Below are 18,001 nucleotides of genomic sequence, written 5' to 3' on the forward strand. Positions count from 1 at the left end.
GCGCCCGCCCCGGCGAGCGCCATTCCCGCAAGGCCGGTGGGGCCGAGGCGTTCGCCGAACATCGCCGCGGCCCACAGCAGCGTCACTCCCGGCGTGAGATGCACCAGTGCCGAGGTCAGGGTGACCCCGAGCCGACGCAGGCTGACGACGAAGAAGCCGTAGCCCCCGAGGCTCGACAGCACCACCAGCCAGCTCATACTCACCAGCACGGCAGGTTCGAAGCCAGGGGCGGTCAGCTTGCCGCCCCCCATCGCCCAGGCGGCCACCAGGAAGATACCGCCGGCCGCGAGCAGCTGCGCCAGCAGCGCCGCCGGCAGCGGCAGTACCGAGGACTGGCGCACCGCCAGCAGGCTGCCGAGCGTCACTGCCGCGACCGACAACAGTGGCAGCAGATAGGCCCAGCCCGGCGCATCCAGCGAGCGCTGCATGTCGTCACCCACGCACAGCGCCACGCCCAGGGTGGCCAGCACCATCCCCAACCAGCCGAAGGCGCCCAGGCGCTCGCCCAGCCAGCGTCCGGCCAGTGCTGCCGCCAGCAGTGGCTGCAGAGCCGCGATCAGCGCCGTGATGCCGACGCTGACACCGAGATCGATGGCCACGATCACTCCCAGCAGGTAGCCGCCCATGGTCAGGCTGCCCACGAGCATCTCCCGTCCCATGTCGCGCATTGCCGGAAGCGCGCCAAGCGTCAGGCGACACCACAGCGCCACCAGCAGCGCGGCGAGCAGAAAGCGCCAGGCGAACAGGTCGAGCACCGGCGTGTCGAGCTCGCTGGCCAGCCGCCCACCGACGAAACCCGAACTCCAGCACACCACGAAGCCGGCGGCGATCAGTAGCGCGAGGACCTGTGCTGGCATCGTCGTACTCCTTCTCGATGACGGTGCTTGAGCTTGAAGGTCATCCCGGTTTCAATGAAGCGATATATTTTGTAGGCAGAGTTCAATATGGCTGAAGTCTCATCGGCAACGCTGGATCTCGAACTGCTGCGCAGTTTCCAGGCTGCGGCCCAGCTTGGTTCGCTGGCGGCGGCGGCCGAGCAGAGGCACCGTACCGTCAGCGCCATCAGCATGCAGATCAAGCGCCTGGAGGCGTTGCTCGACGTCCGCCTGCTGGAGCGGGGCCCTCGCGGCGTGGTGCCCACTACCGCCGGTGAGGCGCTGTTGCAGGAGGCGCGGGAGCTGCTGCGCATGCACGATGGGATGCTTGCTCGCTATGCCGGGCGCGGGCTACGGGGCAAGGTGCGCTTCGGGCTGCCCGAGGATTACGCCCGCGAGTTGCTCGGCGACGTGCTGCCCGAGTTCACCGCTTACCACCCGGAGGTGCTGCTGCAAGCGGTGACGGCCACCAGCGGCGAGCTGGTGCGGCAGTTGGAGCGCTCGCGGCTGGACCTGGCAGTGGTGCTGGACCGGCCCATCGCACTGCCCGGTGGCGAGCCGCTATGGCGCACCACGCCGGTATGGGCCGCACCGCGCCACGCTAACCTGATCGAGCGGGAGAGCTTGCCGCTGGCCCTGCACGAGGTCGACTGCCCCTACCGGGCGCTGGCCACCGAAGCCCTGGAGCGGCTCGGCAGGCCCTGGCATGCGCTGTTCACCAGTACCAGCATCCACGCCATCGAGCGCGCAGTGGAGACGGGCCTGGCGATCAGCGTGCTCGACCGCGAACGCCTGACTCCCGCCATGCGCGAGCTAGGCGAGGCCGAAGGCTTGCCCGCGCTCGGCCGCTGCGAGGCGCGGCTGCATTTCGCCCGCGCCATCGAACCTGCGTCGCAGCCCGCCGCCCAGGCCCTGGCCGACCTGCTGCGTGAGCGCCTGCGCGGACGCGGCCCCTGGCGCAGCGCAGCGGCGGGATGATTGGGAGGCGCGGGCAAGACCCTGACCTGGTAAAGAGCAGCAATGAGGGGGATTTGTTTTTTGCACAAAAAAAGCGCCCTCATAGAGGGCGCAGGCAAGACCGTGACTAGCAATGAGGGGGAGAAACCATAGCGGGAAACTGGCGGTTCCCCTAATGGCCGTGGTGCCTCATCAACACCACGCATTCAATGTAATCCATTCTCATTATCGATGTCAACACGAATGCGAATGTTTTTTATTTCAGCTCCCGGCGAGATGCAGCCACAAGGGTAGTGTCGCCATGGCGAGCAGCGTCTGGCCGGTGATCAGGGCTGCCATCAGCTCGGCGTCGCCGCCCAACTGACGGGCCAGGATGTAGGCCGAGGTGGCGGTGGGCAGGGCGGCGAAGAGCAGCGCCACGTCGCGGCTCACTGCGTCCAGCCCCAGCAGTAGCGCCAGGCCGAACACCAGCGCTGGCATCAGCATCAGCTTGACCAGATTGGATGTCCACACCCCGCGATCCAGGCGCAGTAGCGCCTGAGGACGCAGGGCGACACCAACCGCCACCAGCCCCAGTGGCAGGGCGGCACGGCCCAGCAGCTCCACCGCCGAACCGCTCCAACCGGGCAGGCCGATACCGGAGAGATTGAGAGCGATACCGGCCAGGCAGGCCAGTATCAAGGGGTTGCGCACCAGGGCCGTCAGGCTCTTGCCCAGGCTCGATGGGCCCAGGGTGCCGGCGGCGATGAAGCTGGCCACACACAGCACGTTGACCACCGGCACCATCAGCGCCACGGCGACCGCCGCCACGGTGGCGCCGGCCGAACCGTGCAGCGCGGCGGCGCCGGCGACCCCCACGTAGGTATTGAAGCGCAGCGCACCCTGGAACACCGATGTGAAGGCCGCCGGCTCCAGGCCCAGCCGCCGCTGTGTTGCCCACAGCAGCCCGGCGAAGACCAGCATGCCGCCGAGCAGGGCGATGGCCAGGCGCACCACCGGCACCTCACCCACGTTGGCGGTAGCCAGCGTGGCGACCAGCATGGCGGGAAAGAGCAGGAAATAGATGACCTTCTCGAGCTGTACCCAGAAGTCGTCGCTCGGCTGACGCAATCGTCCCAGCGCGGCGCCGAGCAGTATCAGCAGGAACAGGGGGCCCAGCGCATTGGTAACGCCATCCATCTCGATGTCCTTGTCGTTCTCGGGGTTTGAGCTGCCGGAACCGTTAAACCCTGCGACAACGGTACACGCCAGGGCGACCGGCAAATGCTGTTAAGCTTACCCTCTACCGCCGTTTCGTGAAGTGCTGCTTTCGCTGCCATGTCTTCGCCCACCCTGCCTAACGTCGGCAAGTCCCGCTTTCCGGGGCTTCGTCTGCTGATCCTGGCCACGCTGCTGACGCTTTGCGTGGCGCTGTGGTATCTGGCCTCGCACCTGCTGCGTGGCGGCGCCGACGTCGACTGGCATCTCGCCACGCTGCCCTGCGAACTTCAACGCGGCCAGTGCAGTGCCTCCCTGGGCGAAGGGCGCAGGCTGACCCTCGATGTCGACGCGCCCGGGAGCATTCGGGCTCTGGAGCTCCTGCCGCTGAAGGTCCATGTGGATGGCGTCGAGGCGCAGTCGGTCAGGGTCGACTTCGTTGGCAGCGACATGGATATGGGCTTGCATCGTTTCCCCTTGAGCAAGCAGGATAGAGGGCATTTCGAAGGTGTCGGCCAGGTGCCGATCTGTACCGAATCGGTCATGCGCTGGCAGGCTCAGGTGGTGGTGGAGACACCTGAAGGCCGGCTGGGAAGCCGATTCGATTTCACGGTGGAGCGGAGTTTGCCATGAAACGTCAACGTATGTGGATGGCGCTGGGGGCGTTGATCGTCGTGGTGGGCCTGGGGGGGCTGTTCGGTTACCAGCAGTTCCAGGATGACGACGACGGCAGCCCGCGGGGCGGCCCGGTGGAGCTGGCCTCGACCCAGGGCGACTTCTCGCTGACCCAGCTCGAGGACGACCAGCTGGCCGTGCTGTTCTTCGGTTACACCTACTGTCCCGACGTGTGCCCGATGAGCATGGCGGTGATGCGCCAGGTGATGCAGGGGCTGGACGACGAGCAGCGCCGCCGTGTGGTGCCGGTGCTGATCTCGGTGGACCCCGAGCGCGACACCATCGAGCGGCTCACTGAATACGTCGGTTACTTCGGCGACGACTTCATCGGCGCCACCGGCAGCCAGGAGCAGCTCGAAGAGCTGGCCGCGCGCTATGGTGTGGTCTGGCGCCGGGTGGAAACGCCCGAGTCGGCGATGGAGTACACCGTCGATCACAGCTCCTCGCTCTATCTGGTCGATCGCGAGGGCACGATCCGTCAGCGCGTCCTCTACTCGCCGGCGCCGCATGCCCTGCGCTCGGCGCTGGAGCAAGAGCTCGGCGGCTGAGGCCGCCGAGCGCTTACCTCTCACTCTCCTTCAGGGCTTGGTCTCTGTCCGAGCCGTTCGAGCATGCTCATCAGTGCCTTGACCTGTACGCCTTCCCGGGTGTCGTGCAGCGGGTCGAGCTGCCAGGTGCTCTCGGTGAAGCCCCACCAGTCCCAGCAGCCCTGGGGGTTGGCCAGGCTGGTGGTGGCCTGGGGATAGAGCACCACGCGCCGGTTGGCCTCGGCCCACTCGTTGAGACCACTGTGCTCCACGAAGGCGCGGTCGATCTGCTCCTCGGTCATGCCGCAGCCATGCAGGGCAATCGTCAACTCGCAGCCGCCCGCCTCGCAGCCTTCAGGAATCAGCACATAGCCGGCCTTGCCCAGGCCGCGAGCAGCGAACGGGGCCTGATCGAAGCGCAGTAGCTCACTATCGGTGCCCTGCTGGGGTGGCGTCAGCGTGCCGTGTAGCCAGCTCAGTGCTTCGCCGGCGATGTCTAGATCGCAGGCCAGCATATGGGTTCCCCCGCCGAGACGACACTGCGCCAGCTGGCTCGGTGGGACCTGCTCGTCGGCCTGCACGGGCCAACCGTGGCCGACACCGGGTGAGCGCACGACCCTGAGTTGCTCGTTGGGGCTGGCCAGCCAGCCGGAGAGCTGCTCCGCCAGTGCCGCGCCCAGGGTGGGATCCACCACGCCGTCCTCGTCACCATGCCAGACGAAGGCCCGCAGTTCGGCCAGCGCTTCCGCCGCCCCCACCAGGCCGCGGGCCTGATAGTCCCGCAGGCGCACGTCCAGTGCGGTGAGGTCGGGCGGTCCACGACGCGTGGCCATGCACTGGCCCAGCGCCTGACCGAGGCCGCCCTGCGCGCAGCTCCAGGGGCCGGCCGCCAGTACGGCCACGCCGGTGAAGCGCTCCGGCCAGGCAACGGCCAGCTGGGTGGCCATGTAGCCACCCGAGGAGACACCGATCACGCTGACTCCCTCAGGCTCGATGCCGAGCCGGGGCAGTTCCGGCAGGCGCTCGGCGGCCTGCGCACCGGTCGCCAGCAGCAGGCCGGCGACCAGTAGTGACGAGGCTCTCATGGCGTCGCGTCACTCCATGACGTCGAGCAGCTCGACGCGGAAGATCAGCGTCTCGTTGGGGCCGATGGGGCCCTGGCCCTGGGCGCCGTAGCCCAGCTCCGGAGGAATGAACAGCATCCAGGTGTCGCCCACGCTCATCAGCTGCAGAGCCTCCTGCCAGCCCTCGATCACCTGGTCGACGCGGAAGCTCAGCGGCTGGCCGCGCTCCAGGGAGCTGTCGAACACCGTGCCGTCGACCAGGGTGCCTTCGTAGTGCACTTCCACATGGTGGCTGGGCCCCGGGCTTTCGCCGTCGCCGCTCTCCAGTACCTCGTACTGCAGGCCCGAGTCGGTGGTGGTGACCTCCTCACGCTCGGCGTTCTCGGCCAGGAAGGCCTGACCTTCGGCGAGGTTGCGCTCGGCCAGTTGCTCGGCTTCGGCCTGGCGGGCCGCCAGCGCGTCCTGCTGGAACTGGCTTAGTGTCTCGGCCATCTCATCGGCGCTCATGGCCGTGTCGTTACCCTCGATGATGTCGCGAATGGCAGCGCTGAAGGCGTCGACATCGAGCTCGGGATACTCCTGGGCGATGCTCTGGCCGTAGGCGATGCCGAGGCTGTAGCTGAGACGCTCATCCTCTGTCTCCGGCGCAGCCAGGGCGAAAGGCGCCGCGGCCACCAGGGCAGCCAGGGAGGCGGAAGTCAGCAGTGTCTTCATGCAGAGTCCTATCGAATAGTCTTGGGCGATTGATCGTTGGGCGATTTGTACTGCGCTCCCTTGGGAGCGGTCGGCTCGATAACAGTACTCGGACTCTATCAGGGCGGGGCCGGTTCCGCACATGCATGGTGCATGACGAACCCGGCCTGCGGGTCACACCACCAGAGTGGGGCAGTGGGCGGCTCCCGCCACCCGTTGCGCCACGCTGCCCAGCAGCAGGCTCTTCTCGCCGTTGGTGCCTTGGGCGCCGACCACGATCAGGTCGCACTCACGCTTGCGCGCGAAGCGCACGATGGTGCGCGAAGGCTGGCCACCCTTGACGAAGGCGCGCAGCTTGTCGGGGTCGGCCCCCAGCCCCACCGCCTCGCTCTTGGCCTGCACGGCGATTTCGGTGGCGTACGCCTTTAGCGCATCGTCGGGGATGTCGAGCTTCGCCGGACGCACCATGGAGAGCGAGGCCTCCAGCAGGCTGTGGTGCTTGAACACGCACAGCACGTAGAGCTCGGCGCCGGTCAGCAGGTGCAGGCCCACTGCCTTCTTCAGCGCCTTCAGGGCGCCCTTCGAACCGTCCACCGGTATCAGTATGCGATTGAACATCTCAGCGTCTCCTCAGCATCGGGCCGCTAGCGGAAGGCCATGTCGCGCAGGAACAGGGCGATCTGCGGGAACATGATGATCAGCGCAGCCGACAGGATCAGCATGAAGACGAAGGGCGGCGTGCCGCGTATCACCTCCCAGTAGGGTCGTTTGAAGATCGCAATGGCGGTGAAGATGTCGCAGCCGAAGGGTGGCGTCGCCGAGCCTATCGCCACCTGCAGCGTGATCAGCACGCCCACCAGGACCGGGTCGAGACCGGAGGCGGCGATGGCCGGGGCGAAGATCGGCGTCAGCACCAGGATCACCACGATGGGGTCGACGAACATGCAGGCGATGAAGAAGGCCACGCAGATGGCGATCAGCACGCCGACCGGCCCCGCCTCGTTGATGCCGAACGCCTCGAGCAGGGTCTGCGGGATCTGGGCGAAGGAGATGATCCAGGAAAAGCCGTTGCCCACCGCCACCAGAATGAACACCACCGCGGTGATCAACCCGGTGGACTTGGCGATGGAATACATGTCCGACATCTTCAGTGAGCGGAAGATCACGAATTCGAGCAGCACGGCATAGAGCACGCAGGCCGCGGCGGCCTCGGTGGGGCTGAACACACCACCATAGATGCCGCCCACGATCAGAACCGGGAAGCCCAGCGGCCACAATGAGTCGCGTAGTGCCAAGGCACGCTCTTTCCAGGTGGCCTTGGGCTCGGTGGGAACCTTGTGGATGATGGCGTAAAAAATGCTGTAGACCGAGAACATGGCAAGGATCAGCAGCCCTGGGCCGATGCCGGCGATGAACAGCTCGCGGATGGAAGTGCCCGAGATGACGCCGTAGATGATCATGCCGATGCTCGGCGGTATCAGAAAGGCGATGTCGCTGGAGTTGATGATCAACGCCAGGGTGAAGGGATCCTTGTAGCCAGCCTTGAGCATGCGCGGGCGCAGCGGCGAGCCCACCGCCACCACGGTGGCCTGAGTGGAGCCCGATACGGCGCCGAACAGGGTGCAGGAGGCCGCGGTACTGACGGCCAGGCCGCCCTTGATGTGGCCGACGAAGCTCATGACCAAGCCGATCAGACGGCCGGCCGACTGGCCGCGGGTCATGATGTCGGCGGCGAGGATGAACATCGGCACGGCGATCAGCGCCGTGGGCCGGATGCCGCCCATCATCTGCTGGATGAGGGTTTCCATCTGACCCATGCCGCCGAAGGTCATGTAGAAGCCGACGAAGGCCGCCGTGGCCAGGGGAATCATCATCGGAAACCCCAGCAGCAGCAGCACGATCATGATGGAGAGAATGATGGCTGTCATGGTTATTGTTCCTTGTCGCCCTGCGTCAGACTTCCGTCTCGGTATCCTTGTAGCCGTCGACCACATGGGTCGACAGATAGACGTCGCGTGAAGTGAGGTTCTTGAACGCGGTGAGCAGATACTGGATGCCGGTGATGGCGAAGCCGATGGGTACCCAGAGATAGATCGTCCACACCGGGATGCTTAGCGAGGGCAGCACCCGGCCGCGTCCGTAGAGCGTCTGGATGTAGCCGATGGAGAAGTAGCAGAGCACGAACATCACCAGCGCGGTGAACAGGCAGATGAAGATCATCAGGGTGCGACGGCCGCCGGTGGGCAGAGCGTCGTAGAAGGCGGACATGCGGATATGGCGGCCGTGGCGCGCCGCATAGCCGATGCCGGCGAAGGTGATCATGATGATCAGGATACGGTTGATCTCTTCGGCGAAGTGCAGGCTCTCGCCGAAGGCGAAACGGCTGATCACGTTGGCAACGGTATTGATCGCCATCAGGATCACACCCATGGCCAGGATGATGGCCTCGACGCGGCTGATCCAGGTATCGACGACGCCGAGGGGGCCGGGGAGCGTGGAACGGTAGTTCTTCTCGGCGATGTCTTCTTCACTCATGTCCATGGCGGCAGGCTCCAGGCTCCGCTGCGCGGGATGATGCGCAGAGTCGGGTTGGGTTGAGTCTCGGTCGGGTAGCCGTCCAAACGCCGAGGGGGCAGCCGACCGGCTACCCCCTCGCATGCTTGCACGTCGAATCGCTCGCGGCTTACTCGTCGCCGGTGACGGCTTCGAGGTCTGCCTTGAACTGCTCGAGGAGTTCGCGACCGCGATCGCCGGTCATCTCAATGAAACGTTCCTCGACCCGCGGTGCACGCTCACGGAAGGCCTCGATCTCGTCCTCGTCGAGACGTGTCACGGTGACCTCGTCGGAGGCGGCCTGGATCTTCTCCAGCGATTCGTCGGCCAGGCCGGAGATGTGCTCCATGGTGTGCGCGTAGGCCGCCTCGGCGGCGTCACGCACCAGTTGCTGCTCCTCCTCGGAGAGGCCGTCGAAGAAGTCCTGGTTGGCCATCATCGCGGTGGTGAACCAGCCGTGACCGGTGAAGACCAAGTGCGGGGACACCTCATAGAGACCGCCGGATTCGATCCAGAAGATCGGGTTCTCCTGACCCTGGATGATGCCGGTCTGCAGGCCGCCGTAGACCTCACCCCAGGGCAGTGGGGTCGGCGTGGCGCCGAAGGCACGATAGGTCTCGGAGAGCAGCGGGTTGGTCATGGTGCGGATGTTCTTGCCGCGCAGGTCTTCCGGAGTGCGGATCGGCTCATCCACGGTGATGACCATCTCGCCTTCGGGGTACATCTTGAGCAGCTCCAGGCCCTGTTCGGCATAGAGCTCCGGGAACATCTCGTTGATCGCCACGCTCTCGTCGAAGAACTGCAGAACGGTCTCTTCGTCGGTGGGCAGCAGATAGGGGATGAAGAAGATCTGGGCTTCGGGAATCAGGGCGCCGGTGAAGCCGGGCGACTGGTTGACGAACTGCAGGATGCCGGCCTGGGTCTGCTCCATGATATCGTCGGATTCACCCAGCTCGCCGAAGCGGTAAATCTGGACGGTATTATCGGAGTTTTCCTCGATGTACTCCTTGAAGGCGACGGCGAAAACGTCCTGAACGTCACCTTCGAATTCCTCATGCGCATAGCGCCAGTTGGCGGAATGGGCGGCAGCCGACATGCCGAACAGCAGTGCGCCGATACTGGCAGTGGTCAACAGCTTGGTTGCCTTCATTATTATGTTCTCCTTGCAGGTTTGGCCCGTGAAATAAGCGGCATCGACAGGCATTGGTAGCCACAAAACGCTACACATCTTTTTTCAGGCTAGCGTGCCGCCTACAGAGGGTCAAGCTGGCATTCGAGGGTTTGAACCGCCAAAAGTTGCTCTTTTTTCTGTAATTTCCAGCGACTTGCAAGGGAATTTTCGAGGTTGGGAGTGGCGGCGGACAGGGCCGTCGGCGGCGTCGTGCGCAGGGCCAGATGCTGTAGTCGCAGCAACGTTTCGCGTTCGGCTGCAAGCTCGGCCTGCTGAATGCAGCGGCGCACCTCGGCGGTGCCGGGGTCGTGGGCGGCCTGGGCCTTCAACTGTCGGCGCAGCGTCCGCAGCGGCACCGTCACCTCGTCCTGCCAGCGGCGTATCGCTGACAGTTCGTCGGGCTCTCCGGCAGGCGCCAAGCCGTGACGATGCAGCCAGCAGCGCCACAACAGCTCGCAGACATCGACACCGGCGTCATCCTGCAGCAGCAGGCAGGCCGCCTCCACCCCGGGGCGGGCATAGAAGGAGAGGGCGAAGTCCCACAGCGGGTCGGCGGCAAGCCCGGCCCGCAGAGACGCCATGGTTGCGGTAGAATCGTTGCTCATGTTTCGGATGTCGCCGCCGCTGTCTCGATAGTGAGCACCGGGCCGCGACCGTACTCTGTATCGCCAGTTGGAGCCTGCATGATTGCACTGCGCCAGGTTGCCCTGCAACGCGGCACCCAGACCCTGCTCGAGGAAGCCGAACTGACCCTGCACGCCGGCCACAAGGCCGGTATCGTCGGCCCCAACGGTGCCGGCAAGTCCAGCCTGTTCGGGCTGTTGCTGGGCACGCTTGCCCCCGACCGCGGCGAGATCGAGATGAGCGGCGGCCAGCGCATCGCCCACATGGCCCAGGAAGTCGATGCCCTCGACCGACCCATCGTCGATTACGTGCTCGACGGCGACCACGAGCTGCGCCGGACCGAGGCCGCTCTGGAAGAGGCGCGTCGCCAGGGCGATGCCAACCGCGAAGCCGAGCTGCACGGCCACATCGAGGCGCTGGACGGCTACAGCGCGCCGTCGCGGGCCGCTCAGCTGCTGATCGGGCTGGGCTTCGGCCAGGCCGATCTGAGCCGCCCGCTCTCGGCCTTCTCCGGCGGCTGGCGCATGCGCGCCAACCTGGCGCGCACCCTGTTCATGCCGTCGGATCTGCTGCTGCTCGACGAGCCCACCAACCACCTCGACCTCGACGCCCTGCTGTGGCTCGAGCAGTGGCTGGTGCGCTACCCCGGCACCCTGCTGCTGATCTCCCACGACCGCGACTTTCTCGACGCGGTGTGCGACCACATCGTCCATTTCGACCGGCGCCGGCTGGTGCTCTACCGCGGCAACTACTCCACCTTCGAGCGTACCCGCGCCGAGAAGCTGGCGCTGCAGCAGGCCGAGGCGGCCAAGCAGCAGGCCCGGCGCGAGGAGATCGAGCGCTTCGTGGCGCGCTTCAAGGCCAAGGCGAGCAAGGCGCGCCAGGCCCAGAGCCGCATGAAGATGCTCGAACGCATGGGCGACATCGCCGTGGCCCACGCCGACTCGCCGTTCCACTTCACCATTCCCTCATCGGACAAGACCTCGCATCCGCTGCTGGTGCTCGACCAGGCGCGGCTTGGCTACCGCGACGCCGCAGGCGAAGAAAAGCTCCAGCTCGATGAGGTCAAGCTGACCATCCTGCCGGGGCAGCGCATCGGTCTGCTGGGGCCCAACGGGGCCGGCAAGTCGACACTGATCAAGTCGCTGATCGGTGAGTTGCCGCTGTTGGCGGGCAAGCGTATCCCGGGCGAGCATCTCGCCGTGGGTTACTTCGCCCAGCATCAGCTCGAGGGGCTCGACATGGCGGCCACGCCGTTCATGCACGTGCAGCGGCTCTCGCCTACCGCGAGCGACCAGTCGATCCGCACCTTCCTCGGTGGCTTCGGTTTCCAGGGCGACGACGCCTTCGGCGAGGTGGGGCGCTTCTCCGGCGGCGAGAAGGCGCGCCTGGCGTTGGCCCTGGTGGCCTGGCGCAAGCCAAACCTGCTGCTGCTCGACGAGCCCACCAACCACCTTGACCTGGAGATGCGCGAGGCGCTCACCGAGGCGCTGGCCGCTTTCGAGGGCACGGTGATTCTGGTCTCCCACGACCGCCACCTGCTGCGTGCCACCGTCGATGAGTTCTGGCGCGTGGCCGACCATCGCGTCGAGCCCTTCGACGGCGACCTGGAGGACTATCGCGCCTGGCTCAAGGCGCGGTTGGAGGGCGAGCGGCGCGAGGCGCGGGCCGACAAGGCCGAGCGCCAGGCGGAGAGCGCCGCGCCCAAGGAGGACCGCAAGGCGAGCCGCCGCGCCGCTGCCGAGCTGCGCGAGAAGCTACGGCCGCTGAAGAAGGCGCGCGACCGCGCCGAGCAGGCGCTGGAGAAGGCCCAGGCGGAGCTGACTGCGGTGGAGGAGGCGCTGGGTGAGGCTGAGCTCTACACCGACCCGGCGCGCAAGGCCGAGCTCACCGAGCGGCTGGCCCGGCAGGGCGAGCTCAAGTCACGGCTGGAGACGCTGGAAGCCGATTGGTTGGCCGCTGAAGAGGCGCTCGAGGCGATGGAGGCGGAGCTGCTCGAAAGTGGGGCTTGAAATATGGCCTGTCCCCGGATCAGCCGCGGGATGCGGCCAGCATGGTGCCTTCAACTCTCCAGCAGAAAGGTCACCGGCCCGTCGTTGATCAGCTCGACCTGCATGTTGGCGGCGAACTCGCCGCTCTCGACCCGGGGCCAGGCCGCCCGGGCGCGGTCGAGCAGGTAGTGGAACAGCCGCTCGCCGTCGGCCGGCGGCGCGGCGCTGGAGAAGCTCGGGCGCAGCCCCTTGCGGGTATCGGCGGCCAGGGTGAACTGCGAGACCAGCAGCAACCCGCCTTCGACCTGCTGCAGGTCGAGGTTCATCTTGCCCGCCTCGTCGCTGAACACCCGGTAGTGCAGCAGCTTGTGCAGCAGGCGCTCGGCGGCGGTCTCGTCGTCGCCCTTCTCCACCCCCACCAGGGCCAGCAGGCCGTGATCGATGGCTCCCACCGTTCGCTCGTCCACCGTCACGCTGGCGCGTCGCACACGCTGTATCAAGGCTTTCATGCGCCGATATCCCCTTTCTGAGCATGAGTTTGCCGAAAGGGTATCACGCAACTTCAGCCTGGTGCGGAGAGGGTGTTACCAAGCGCGGCACAGCATGATGTCGCAATGCGGCTCCGCCAGCAGCGCCTCGGTGATGGGGCTCTGGCGTCCCAGCTGACCGCGGCTGCTCAGCGCCAGCAGGTCGGGCGGCTGGCGCCGCAGTCGGGTGACCAGCACCTCCAGCGGGTCGCCCTGTTCCAGTACCAGGTCGACGTCGGGCACGCTGTCGAGCTCGCCCATCAGCTGGTCGGTCTCGCGTTCGAGCTGGCAGCGCAGGCGCTCCACCTCGCGGTCGCGCCAGCGGGCATAGTCACTGTCGGAGCCCATCTCGCGTTCGCCGGGGATGTCCCAGGCGTGCAGCAGGGTCAGGTGGCTCTCGGGGAAGCGCTTGAGCACCTCGCGCAGTGTGTTGCGGCTGGCCAGCGAGAAGTCCACGGGCAGAAGCACCTCCTGCCAGTCGCGGTTGGCCGGCTGGATCACCGATAGTACCGGACAGGGTGCGCTGCGCAGCACGCGAGCCAGGGTGGTGCCGACGATCAGATCGTTCTGCCCGCGCTTGCGGTGAGAGCCGAGCACGATCATGTCCACTTCACGGTCGTGGGCTTCGCGGACGATCTCGGCATAGGTGGCGCCGGCCACGGTCTGCAGCATGACGCTGGGCTCCGGTAGGGCATAGTCCTCGCGGATGTCCGTCATGATGGCCTGCATGTCGTCGACCACGGCGGCCTCGAGATCGTGCAGCACGCGGCGCGGCAGATAGGGGTCGAGAACGTGGATCACGTCAAGGCGTGCGCCGCTCTCGGTGGCCAGGCGAATGGCCCGGGCGAAGGCAGCGCGGTTCTCGGCCGAAAGGTCGCAGGCGAACAGCAGGGTCTGGGTCATGGCGTCTCTCCGATGCGATGAGCCTGGCGAGGCAGACTTCAGCATGGGCGCCACTTGGCGAGGCTGCAAGGCCGTTTCGTTACCACCAGCGATGGAAGTGGTGAACCGGCCCGTGGCCTTGGCCCACCGCGAGCCGCCGGCTCTCGGTCAGCGCCGTCTCGAGCCACCGCTTGGCAGCGGCGATGGCGGCGGGCAGCTCATCGCCCAGGGCGAGGCGGGCGGCGATGGCGGAAGAGAGCGAGCAGCCGGTGCCGTGCAGGTTGGAGGTGGCGATGCGGGTGCCCTCGATCCAACGGCTCTCGCCGGCCTCGATCAGCAGGTCGGGGCAGCTTTCGTCGCGCAGATGGCCCCCCTTGAGCAGCACGGCGCCGGCGCCCAGGCCGGCCAGCGCGGGTGCCATGGCCAGCATCTCGTCGCGGCTGGCCGGCGCCGAACGTCCCAGCAGCACCGCGGCCTCGGGCAGGTTGGGGGTGATCAGGTCGGCCAGCGGCACCAGCACCTCGCGCACCGCGGCGATGCCCACGTCGTCGACCAGGATGTCGCCGCTCTTGGCCACCATCACCGGGTCCAGCACGACCCAGCGGGGGCGCCTGGCCTCGAGTGCGTCGCGGATGGCCTCGGCCACCTCGCGGCTGGCAACCATACCGATCTTCACCGCATCGATGGTCACGTCATCGAGCAGGGTTTCGAGCTGCAGACGAATGAACTCCACCGGTATCGGTTGCACACCCCGCACGCCAAGGGTGTTCTGGGCGGTCAGCGCGGTAATGACGCTGGTACCATAGGCGCCCAGCGCCGAGAAGCTCTTGAGATCGGCCTGAATGCCGGCACCCCCGCTGGGATCGGAGCCGGCGATGGTGAGCGCATTGGGAGCGGGGCGGTGGGTCGTCATGGCGTCCTCTCGCAAACAGAATGGCGGTGTGTAGGGGGCTGGATGCTGAGTCTTTTCGTGGTGGCGTTCGTCAGTGCCACCCTGTTGCCGGGTGGCTCCGAGGTGTGGCTGGCGCGCCAGTGGTGCCTGGGACAGCCGGTGCTGGCGCTGTGGCTGGTGGCCACCTCGGGCAATACCCTGGGCAGTGTGGTCAATGTCTGGATGGGTCGCTATGCGCGCCGTTTCCAGGACCGGCGCTGGTTTCCCGCCTCGCCCCAGGGCCTGGCCCGCGCCGAGGGCTGGTATCACCGCTTCGGCGAGTGGAGCCTGCTGCTCTCCTGGGCACCGGTGATCGGCGACCCGCTCACCGTGCTGGCCGGCATCTTCCGCCTGCCCTGGTGGCGGGCCATCCTGCTGATCACCGTGGCCAAGGGGACGCGCTACGCCGTAGTGCTCTACCTGGCCCAGGCGTGGCTGGCCCCGCTCTGCCAGTAATGTCAGACCAAGCCAGGCTCAAGACCGGGCCAAGCTTACCTCAATACCGAAGGCAGCCAGGTGGCCAGCCCCGGGAACAGAGCCAGCGCCCCCAGCATGCCGAGCTGCATCAGGATGAAGGGCACCACGCCGCGGTAGATCGCGGAGGTGGGCACCGACTCCGGCGTCACTCCACGCAGGTAGAACAGCGCGAAGCCGAACGGTGGCGTCAAAAACGAGGTCTGCAGGTTCACCGCGATCATGATGCCGAGCCAGATCGGGTCGAGGCCCATCATCAGCAGCACCGGGCCGACGATCGGCACCACCACGAAGGTGATCTCGATGAAGTCGAGAATGAAGCCGAGCAGGAAGATCACCAGCATCACCACCAGGGTGGCACCGACCACGCCGCCGGGCAGCGCCTCGAACATCTCCTTGACCAGCTCCTCGCCGCCGTAGGCGCGGAACACCAGCGAGAACAGCGCGGCGCCGATCAGGATCAGGAACACCATGCTGGTGACCTTGGTGGTGGTGAACACCACCTCGCGCAGCATCGGCAGGTTCATCCGGCGGTTGACCAGCGCCAGCAGGAAGGCGCCGGTGGCGCCCACCGCCGAGGCCTCGGTGGGGGTGGCGAAACCGCCCAGGATCGAGCCCAGCACGGCGACGATCAGCAGCACCGGGGGAATCAGCCCCTTGATCAGCAGCGGCAGGATGCTGCCGGTGTGGCCCAGCTCCTGTTTCAGCACGTCCCGATCGGCGGCCGGAGCGCTTTCCGGCTTCAGCCACGCGACGATCATCATGTAGAGGATGTAAGCCACCACCAGCAGCAGGCCGGGAATCAGCGCGCCGACGAACAGATCGCCCACCGAGACGGTCTTGGGACTCCACACGCCCATGGCCAACTGGGCGCGCTGGTAGGCGTTGGAAAGCACGTCGCCGAGCAGTACCAGGGCGATGGAAGGCGGGATGATCTGACCCAGGGTGCCGGTGGCGCAGATGCTGCCGGTGGCAAGCGCCGGCGAGTAGCCGCGCTTGAGCATGGTCGGTAGCGACAGCAGGCCCATGGTGACCACGGTGGCGCCGACGATGCCGGTGGAGGCGGCCAGCAGCATGCCCACCAGGATCACCGAGATGCCCAGGCCGCCGCGCAGGGTGCCGAACAGCAGCGCCATGGCGTCGAGCAGGGTCTCGGCCACGCGGGACTTCTCCAGCAGCACCCCCATCAGCACGAATAGCGGCACCGCCAGCAGGGTCTGGTTGGTCATGATGCCGTAGAGGCGGTTGGGCATCGCACCCATCATGCGCGCCTCGAAGGGCACCGGCACGCCCATCTGCAGCAGCAGGTGGCCGAGGCCGGCGAAGATCAGCGCGGTACCGGCCAGTGCCAGGGCCACCGGATAGCCCAGCATCAGCACGGCGCAGACAGTGAGGAACAGGAACAGCGGCATGAACTCGAGCAGGGCTTCCACGTCAGACTACCTCGTCGTGGTCGGGAGTATTACCCGGCGCCTTGCCGCGCAGGATCAGAATCTGACGCATCACCTGAGCCACGCCCTGCACCAGCAGCAGCGCCATCATCACCAGGATCAGCGTTTTGAGCAGATAGACGCCGGGGATGCCGCCGTCGGGGGAGCGCTCGAGGATCGCCCAACTGCTGCGCACGTAGCCGTAGCTCGACCAGGCGATGAACAGCACCACCGGGAACAGCAGAAACAGCGTGCCGCCGAGGTCGATCCAGGCGCGGCCGCGGGCGGAGAGCTTGCGGTAGAAGATGTCGACGCGCACATGGCCGTCGTGACGCAGGGTCCAGGCGGCCCCAAGCATGAACACCATGGCGTGCATGTACATGACCGATTCCTGCATCACGATGCTATGGATGCTGAAGACGTAGCGCATCACCACGATGGCGAACTGTACGGCCATCATGATGATCACCAGCCAGGCGATGGAGCGGCCCACGACCTCGGTAAAGCCGTCGAGCCATGCGAGCAGGACCGGATCACGGTTCGCGGTAGGCATGGAGGGTCTCGTGTCGAAGCGAATTCAGGGACCGCATCATCGCCGATTCCGCCGCGGGCGTCATCCCTGGTCCTCAACGCCCCGGCTGTTAGAGGGTCTGCTTCTTGTGCAGCGCTTCCAGCACCGCCTGGCAGGATGACGGCAGTGCGACGTCGACGGCGATCGGCAGGTGGTCGGAGAAGAGGTGGTCGAGCACGCGCACGTCCCGCGCCTCCAGCGAATCGGAGAGCAGGATGTGGTCCAGCGCACGGCGCGGCTGCCAGGAAGGGTAGCTGAGCAGCGGACGCACGGGGTGTAGCGGCAGCGAGGCGCAGAAGCGCGAATGCGAGTGCAGCTGCTCCGGCGTGCAGTTGAGATCGCCCATCACCACCACGTGGCGCAGCGGCTGGATGATCTCGCTGAGATAGTCGAACTGGCGCATCCGCGCCCGGTGGCTCAGGGCCAGGTGGGCGACGAACAGGTGCAGGGCGTCCGGGCCGTCGCCGTAGCGGGCGTGGATGGCGCCGCGGCCCGGCAGCGTGCCGGGCAGGCGGTGCTCCTCGACCAGCGTCGGGGCGAGCCGCGACAGCAGACCGTTGCTGTGCTGGGCGAAGCGTCCCAGGTTGCGGTTGAGCTGCTGGAAATGGTGGGGAAAGCCGCCCCGGGTGGCCAGGTACTCGACCTGGTTGACGTTGCTCGAGCGAAAGCTGCCGCCGTCGACCTCCTGCAGGCCGACGATGTCGAAGCGGCTCAGCACGCTGCTGACCATGTCGAGCCGCCGCGCCCGATGCGGGTGCGGCAGCAGGTGCTGCCAGCTACGGGTGAGGTAGTGGTGATAGGCCGACGTCTGGATACCGACCTGCATGTTGAAGGTGAGCAGCTTGAGGTGCCCACCTTC

General features: G+C 66.6%; 19 protein-coding genes and 1 pseudogene. 5 read left to right on the forward strand and 15 right to left on the reverse strand.

The window, feature by feature from the left end:
• Nucleotides 1–2: 2 nt before the first annotated feature.
• A pseudogene (locus HOP58_RS02000) lies at nucleotides 3–857 on the reverse strand (DMT family transporter); the annotation flags it as partial.
• Between the two features lie 87 nt (nucleotides 858–944).
• Between HOP58_RS02000 and HOP58_RS02005 the strand changes: the two are divergent.
• On the forward strand, nucleotides 945–1,853 hold the full coding sequence (locus tag HOP58_RS02005) for a LysR substrate-binding domain-containing protein (RefSeq protein ID WP_234259388.1): 909 nt from the start codon (nucleotides 945–947) through the stop codon (nucleotides 1,851–1,853).
• Between the two features lie 240 nt (nucleotides 1,854–2,093).
• Here HOP58_RS02005 and HOP58_RS02010 read toward each other — a convergent pair whose 3' ends face one another.
• On the reverse strand, nucleotides 2,094–3,011 hold the full coding sequence (locus tag HOP58_RS02010) for an AEC family transporter (RefSeq protein WP_010625785.1): 918 nt from the start codon (nucleotides 3,009–3,011) through the stop codon (nucleotides 2,094–2,096).
• 138 nt (nucleotides 3,012–3,149) lie between these two features.
• Here HOP58_RS02010 and HOP58_RS02015 point away from each other — a divergent pair, with 138 nt between their 5' ends.
• Both HOP58_RS02015 and HOP58_RS02020 read left to right on the forward strand, forming a co-directional pair.
• Nucleotides 3,150–3,662, forward strand: a complete 513-nt coding sequence (locus HOP58_RS02015) for a hypothetical protein (protein ID WP_234259389.1) — start codon at nucleotides 3,150–3,152, stop codon at nucleotides 3,660–3,662.
• Nucleotides 3,659–4,252 carry an SCO family protein gene (locus HOP58_RS02020; RefSeq protein ID WP_234259390.1) on the forward strand — a complete coding sequence of 198 codons (594 nt, stop codon included), beginning with the start codon at nucleotides 3,659–3,661 and terminating at the stop codon, nucleotides 4,250–4,252. The genes HOP58_RS02015 and HOP58_RS02020 overlap by 4 nt, the downstream gene beginning before the upstream one ends.
• 20 nt (nucleotides 4,253–4,272) lie before the next feature.
• On the opposite strand, the gene HOP58_RS02025 is transcribed toward HOP58_RS02020, so the two are convergent.
• The 7 genes from HOP58_RS02025 to HOP58_RS02055 form a co-directional block, all read right to left on the reverse strand.
• Entirely contained in the window at nucleotides 4,273–5,316 is a 1,044-nt protein-coding gene (locus tag HOP58_RS02025; protein WP_234259391.1) for a PHB depolymerase family esterase, read from the reverse strand.
• A gap of 9 nt (nucleotides 5,317–5,325) precedes the next feature.
• Nucleotides 5,326–6,009, reverse strand: coding sequence for an FKBP-type peptidyl-prolyl cis-trans isomerase (locus HOP58_RS02030; RefSeq protein WP_010625780.1), 684 nt, complete (start codon nucleotides 6,007–6,009; stop codon nucleotides 5,326–5,328).
• 153 nt (nucleotides 6,010–6,162) lie between these two features.
• Nucleotides 6,163–6,606, reverse strand: a complete 444-nt coding sequence (locus HOP58_RS02035; protein ID WP_010625779.1) for a universal stress protein — start codon at nucleotides 6,604–6,606, stop codon at nucleotides 6,163–6,165.
• A gap of 26 nt (nucleotides 6,607–6,632) precedes the next feature.
• On the reverse strand, nucleotides 6,633–7,916 hold the full coding sequence (locus tag HOP58_RS02040; RefSeq protein ID WP_010625778.1) for a TRAP transporter large permease: 1,284 nt from the start codon (nucleotides 7,914–7,916) through the stop codon (nucleotides 6,633–6,635).
• Nucleotides 7,917–7,941: 25 nt separating this feature from the next.
• A complete protein-coding gene (locus HOP58_RS02045) occupies nucleotides 7,942–8,523 on the reverse strand; it encodes a TRAP transporter small permease (protein WP_026037783.1) in 582 nt (193 codons plus the stop codon).
• Nucleotides 8,524–8,671: 148 nt separating this feature from the next.
• On the reverse strand, nucleotides 8,672–9,691 hold the full coding sequence (dctP, locus tag HOP58_RS02050) for a TRAP transporter substrate-binding protein DctP (protein ID WP_010625776.1): 1,020 nt from the start codon (nucleotides 9,689–9,691) through the stop codon (nucleotides 8,672–8,674).
• Between the two features lie 101 nt (nucleotides 9,692–9,792).
• Nucleotides 9,793–10,317, reverse strand: a complete 525-nt coding sequence (locus tag HOP58_RS02055) for a TIGR02444 family protein (RefSeq protein WP_083861741.1) — start codon at nucleotides 10,315–10,317, stop codon at nucleotides 9,793–9,795.
• 78 nt (nucleotides 10,318–10,395) lie between these two features.
• On the opposite strand from HOP58_RS02055, the gene HOP58_RS02060 reads away from it, so the two are divergent.
• Nucleotides 10,396–12,348: an ATP-binding cassette domain-containing protein gene (locus HOP58_RS02060; RefSeq protein ID WP_234254851.1), complete on the forward strand. Its 1,953-nt coding sequence runs from the start codon at nucleotides 10,396–10,398 to the stop codon at nucleotides 12,346–12,348.
• A gap of 50 nt (nucleotides 12,349–12,398) precedes the next feature.
• On the opposite strand, the gene dtd is transcribed toward HOP58_RS02060, so the two are convergent.
• From dtd to thiD, 3 genes are all read right to left on the reverse strand, one after another.
• On the reverse strand, nucleotides 12,399–12,836 hold the full coding sequence (dtd, locus tag HOP58_RS02065; protein ID WP_103970476.1) for a D-aminoacyl-tRNA deacylase: 438 nt from the start codon (nucleotides 12,834–12,836) through the stop codon (nucleotides 12,399–12,401).
• Nucleotides 12,837–12,911: 75 nt separating this feature from the next.
• Entirely contained in the window at nucleotides 12,912–13,757 is an 846-nt protein-coding gene (locus tag HOP58_RS02070; RefSeq protein WP_234254850.1) for a universal stress protein, read from the reverse strand.
• 79 nt (nucleotides 13,758–13,836) lie between these two features.
• Complete coding sequence (thiD, locus tag HOP58_RS02075; RefSeq protein WP_234254849.1) at nucleotides 13,837–14,649, reverse strand: bifunctional hydroxymethylpyrimidine kinase/phosphomethylpyrimidine kinase; 813 nt, start codon at nucleotides 14,647–14,649, stop codon at nucleotides 13,837–13,839.
• A gap of 42 nt (nucleotides 14,650–14,691) precedes the next feature.
• On the opposite strand from thiD, the gene HOP58_RS02080 reads away from it, so the two are divergent.
• Nucleotides 14,692–15,123: a YqaA family protein gene (locus tag HOP58_RS02080; protein WP_234254848.1), complete on the forward strand. Its 432-nt coding sequence runs from the start codon at nucleotides 14,692–14,694 to the stop codon at nucleotides 15,121–15,123.
• Between the two features lie 35 nt (nucleotides 15,124–15,158).
• Here the strand turns inward: HOP58_RS02080 and HOP58_RS02085 are convergent, their stop codons facing one another.
• The 3 genes from HOP58_RS02085 to HOP58_RS02095 form a co-directional block, all read right to left on the reverse strand.
• Complete coding sequence (locus HOP58_RS02085) at nucleotides 15,159–16,565, reverse strand: TRAP transporter large permease subunit (protein ID WP_026037782.1); 1,407 nt, start codon at nucleotides 16,563–16,565, stop codon at nucleotides 15,159–15,161.
• 10 nt (nucleotides 16,566–16,575) lie between these two features.
• Complete coding sequence (locus tag HOP58_RS02090; protein WP_234254847.1) at nucleotides 16,576–17,124, reverse strand: TRAP transporter small permease subunit; 549 nt, start codon at nucleotides 17,122–17,124, stop codon at nucleotides 16,576–16,578.
• Nucleotides 17,125–17,212: 88 nt separating this feature from the next.
• Nucleotides 17,213–17,968, reverse strand: a complete 756-nt coding sequence (locus HOP58_RS02095; protein ID WP_234254940.1) for an endonuclease/exonuclease/phosphatase family protein — start codon at nucleotides 17,966–17,968, stop codon at nucleotides 17,213–17,215.
• Nucleotides 17,969–18,001 lie beyond the last annotated feature (33 nt).

This window comes from Halomonas sp. MCCC 1A11062 (assembly GCF_021404355.1).
In the GTDB taxonomy this organism is placed as follows: Bacteria; Pseudomonadota; Gammaproteobacteria; order Pseudomonadales; family Halomonadaceae; genus Halomonas; species Halomonas aerodenitrificans.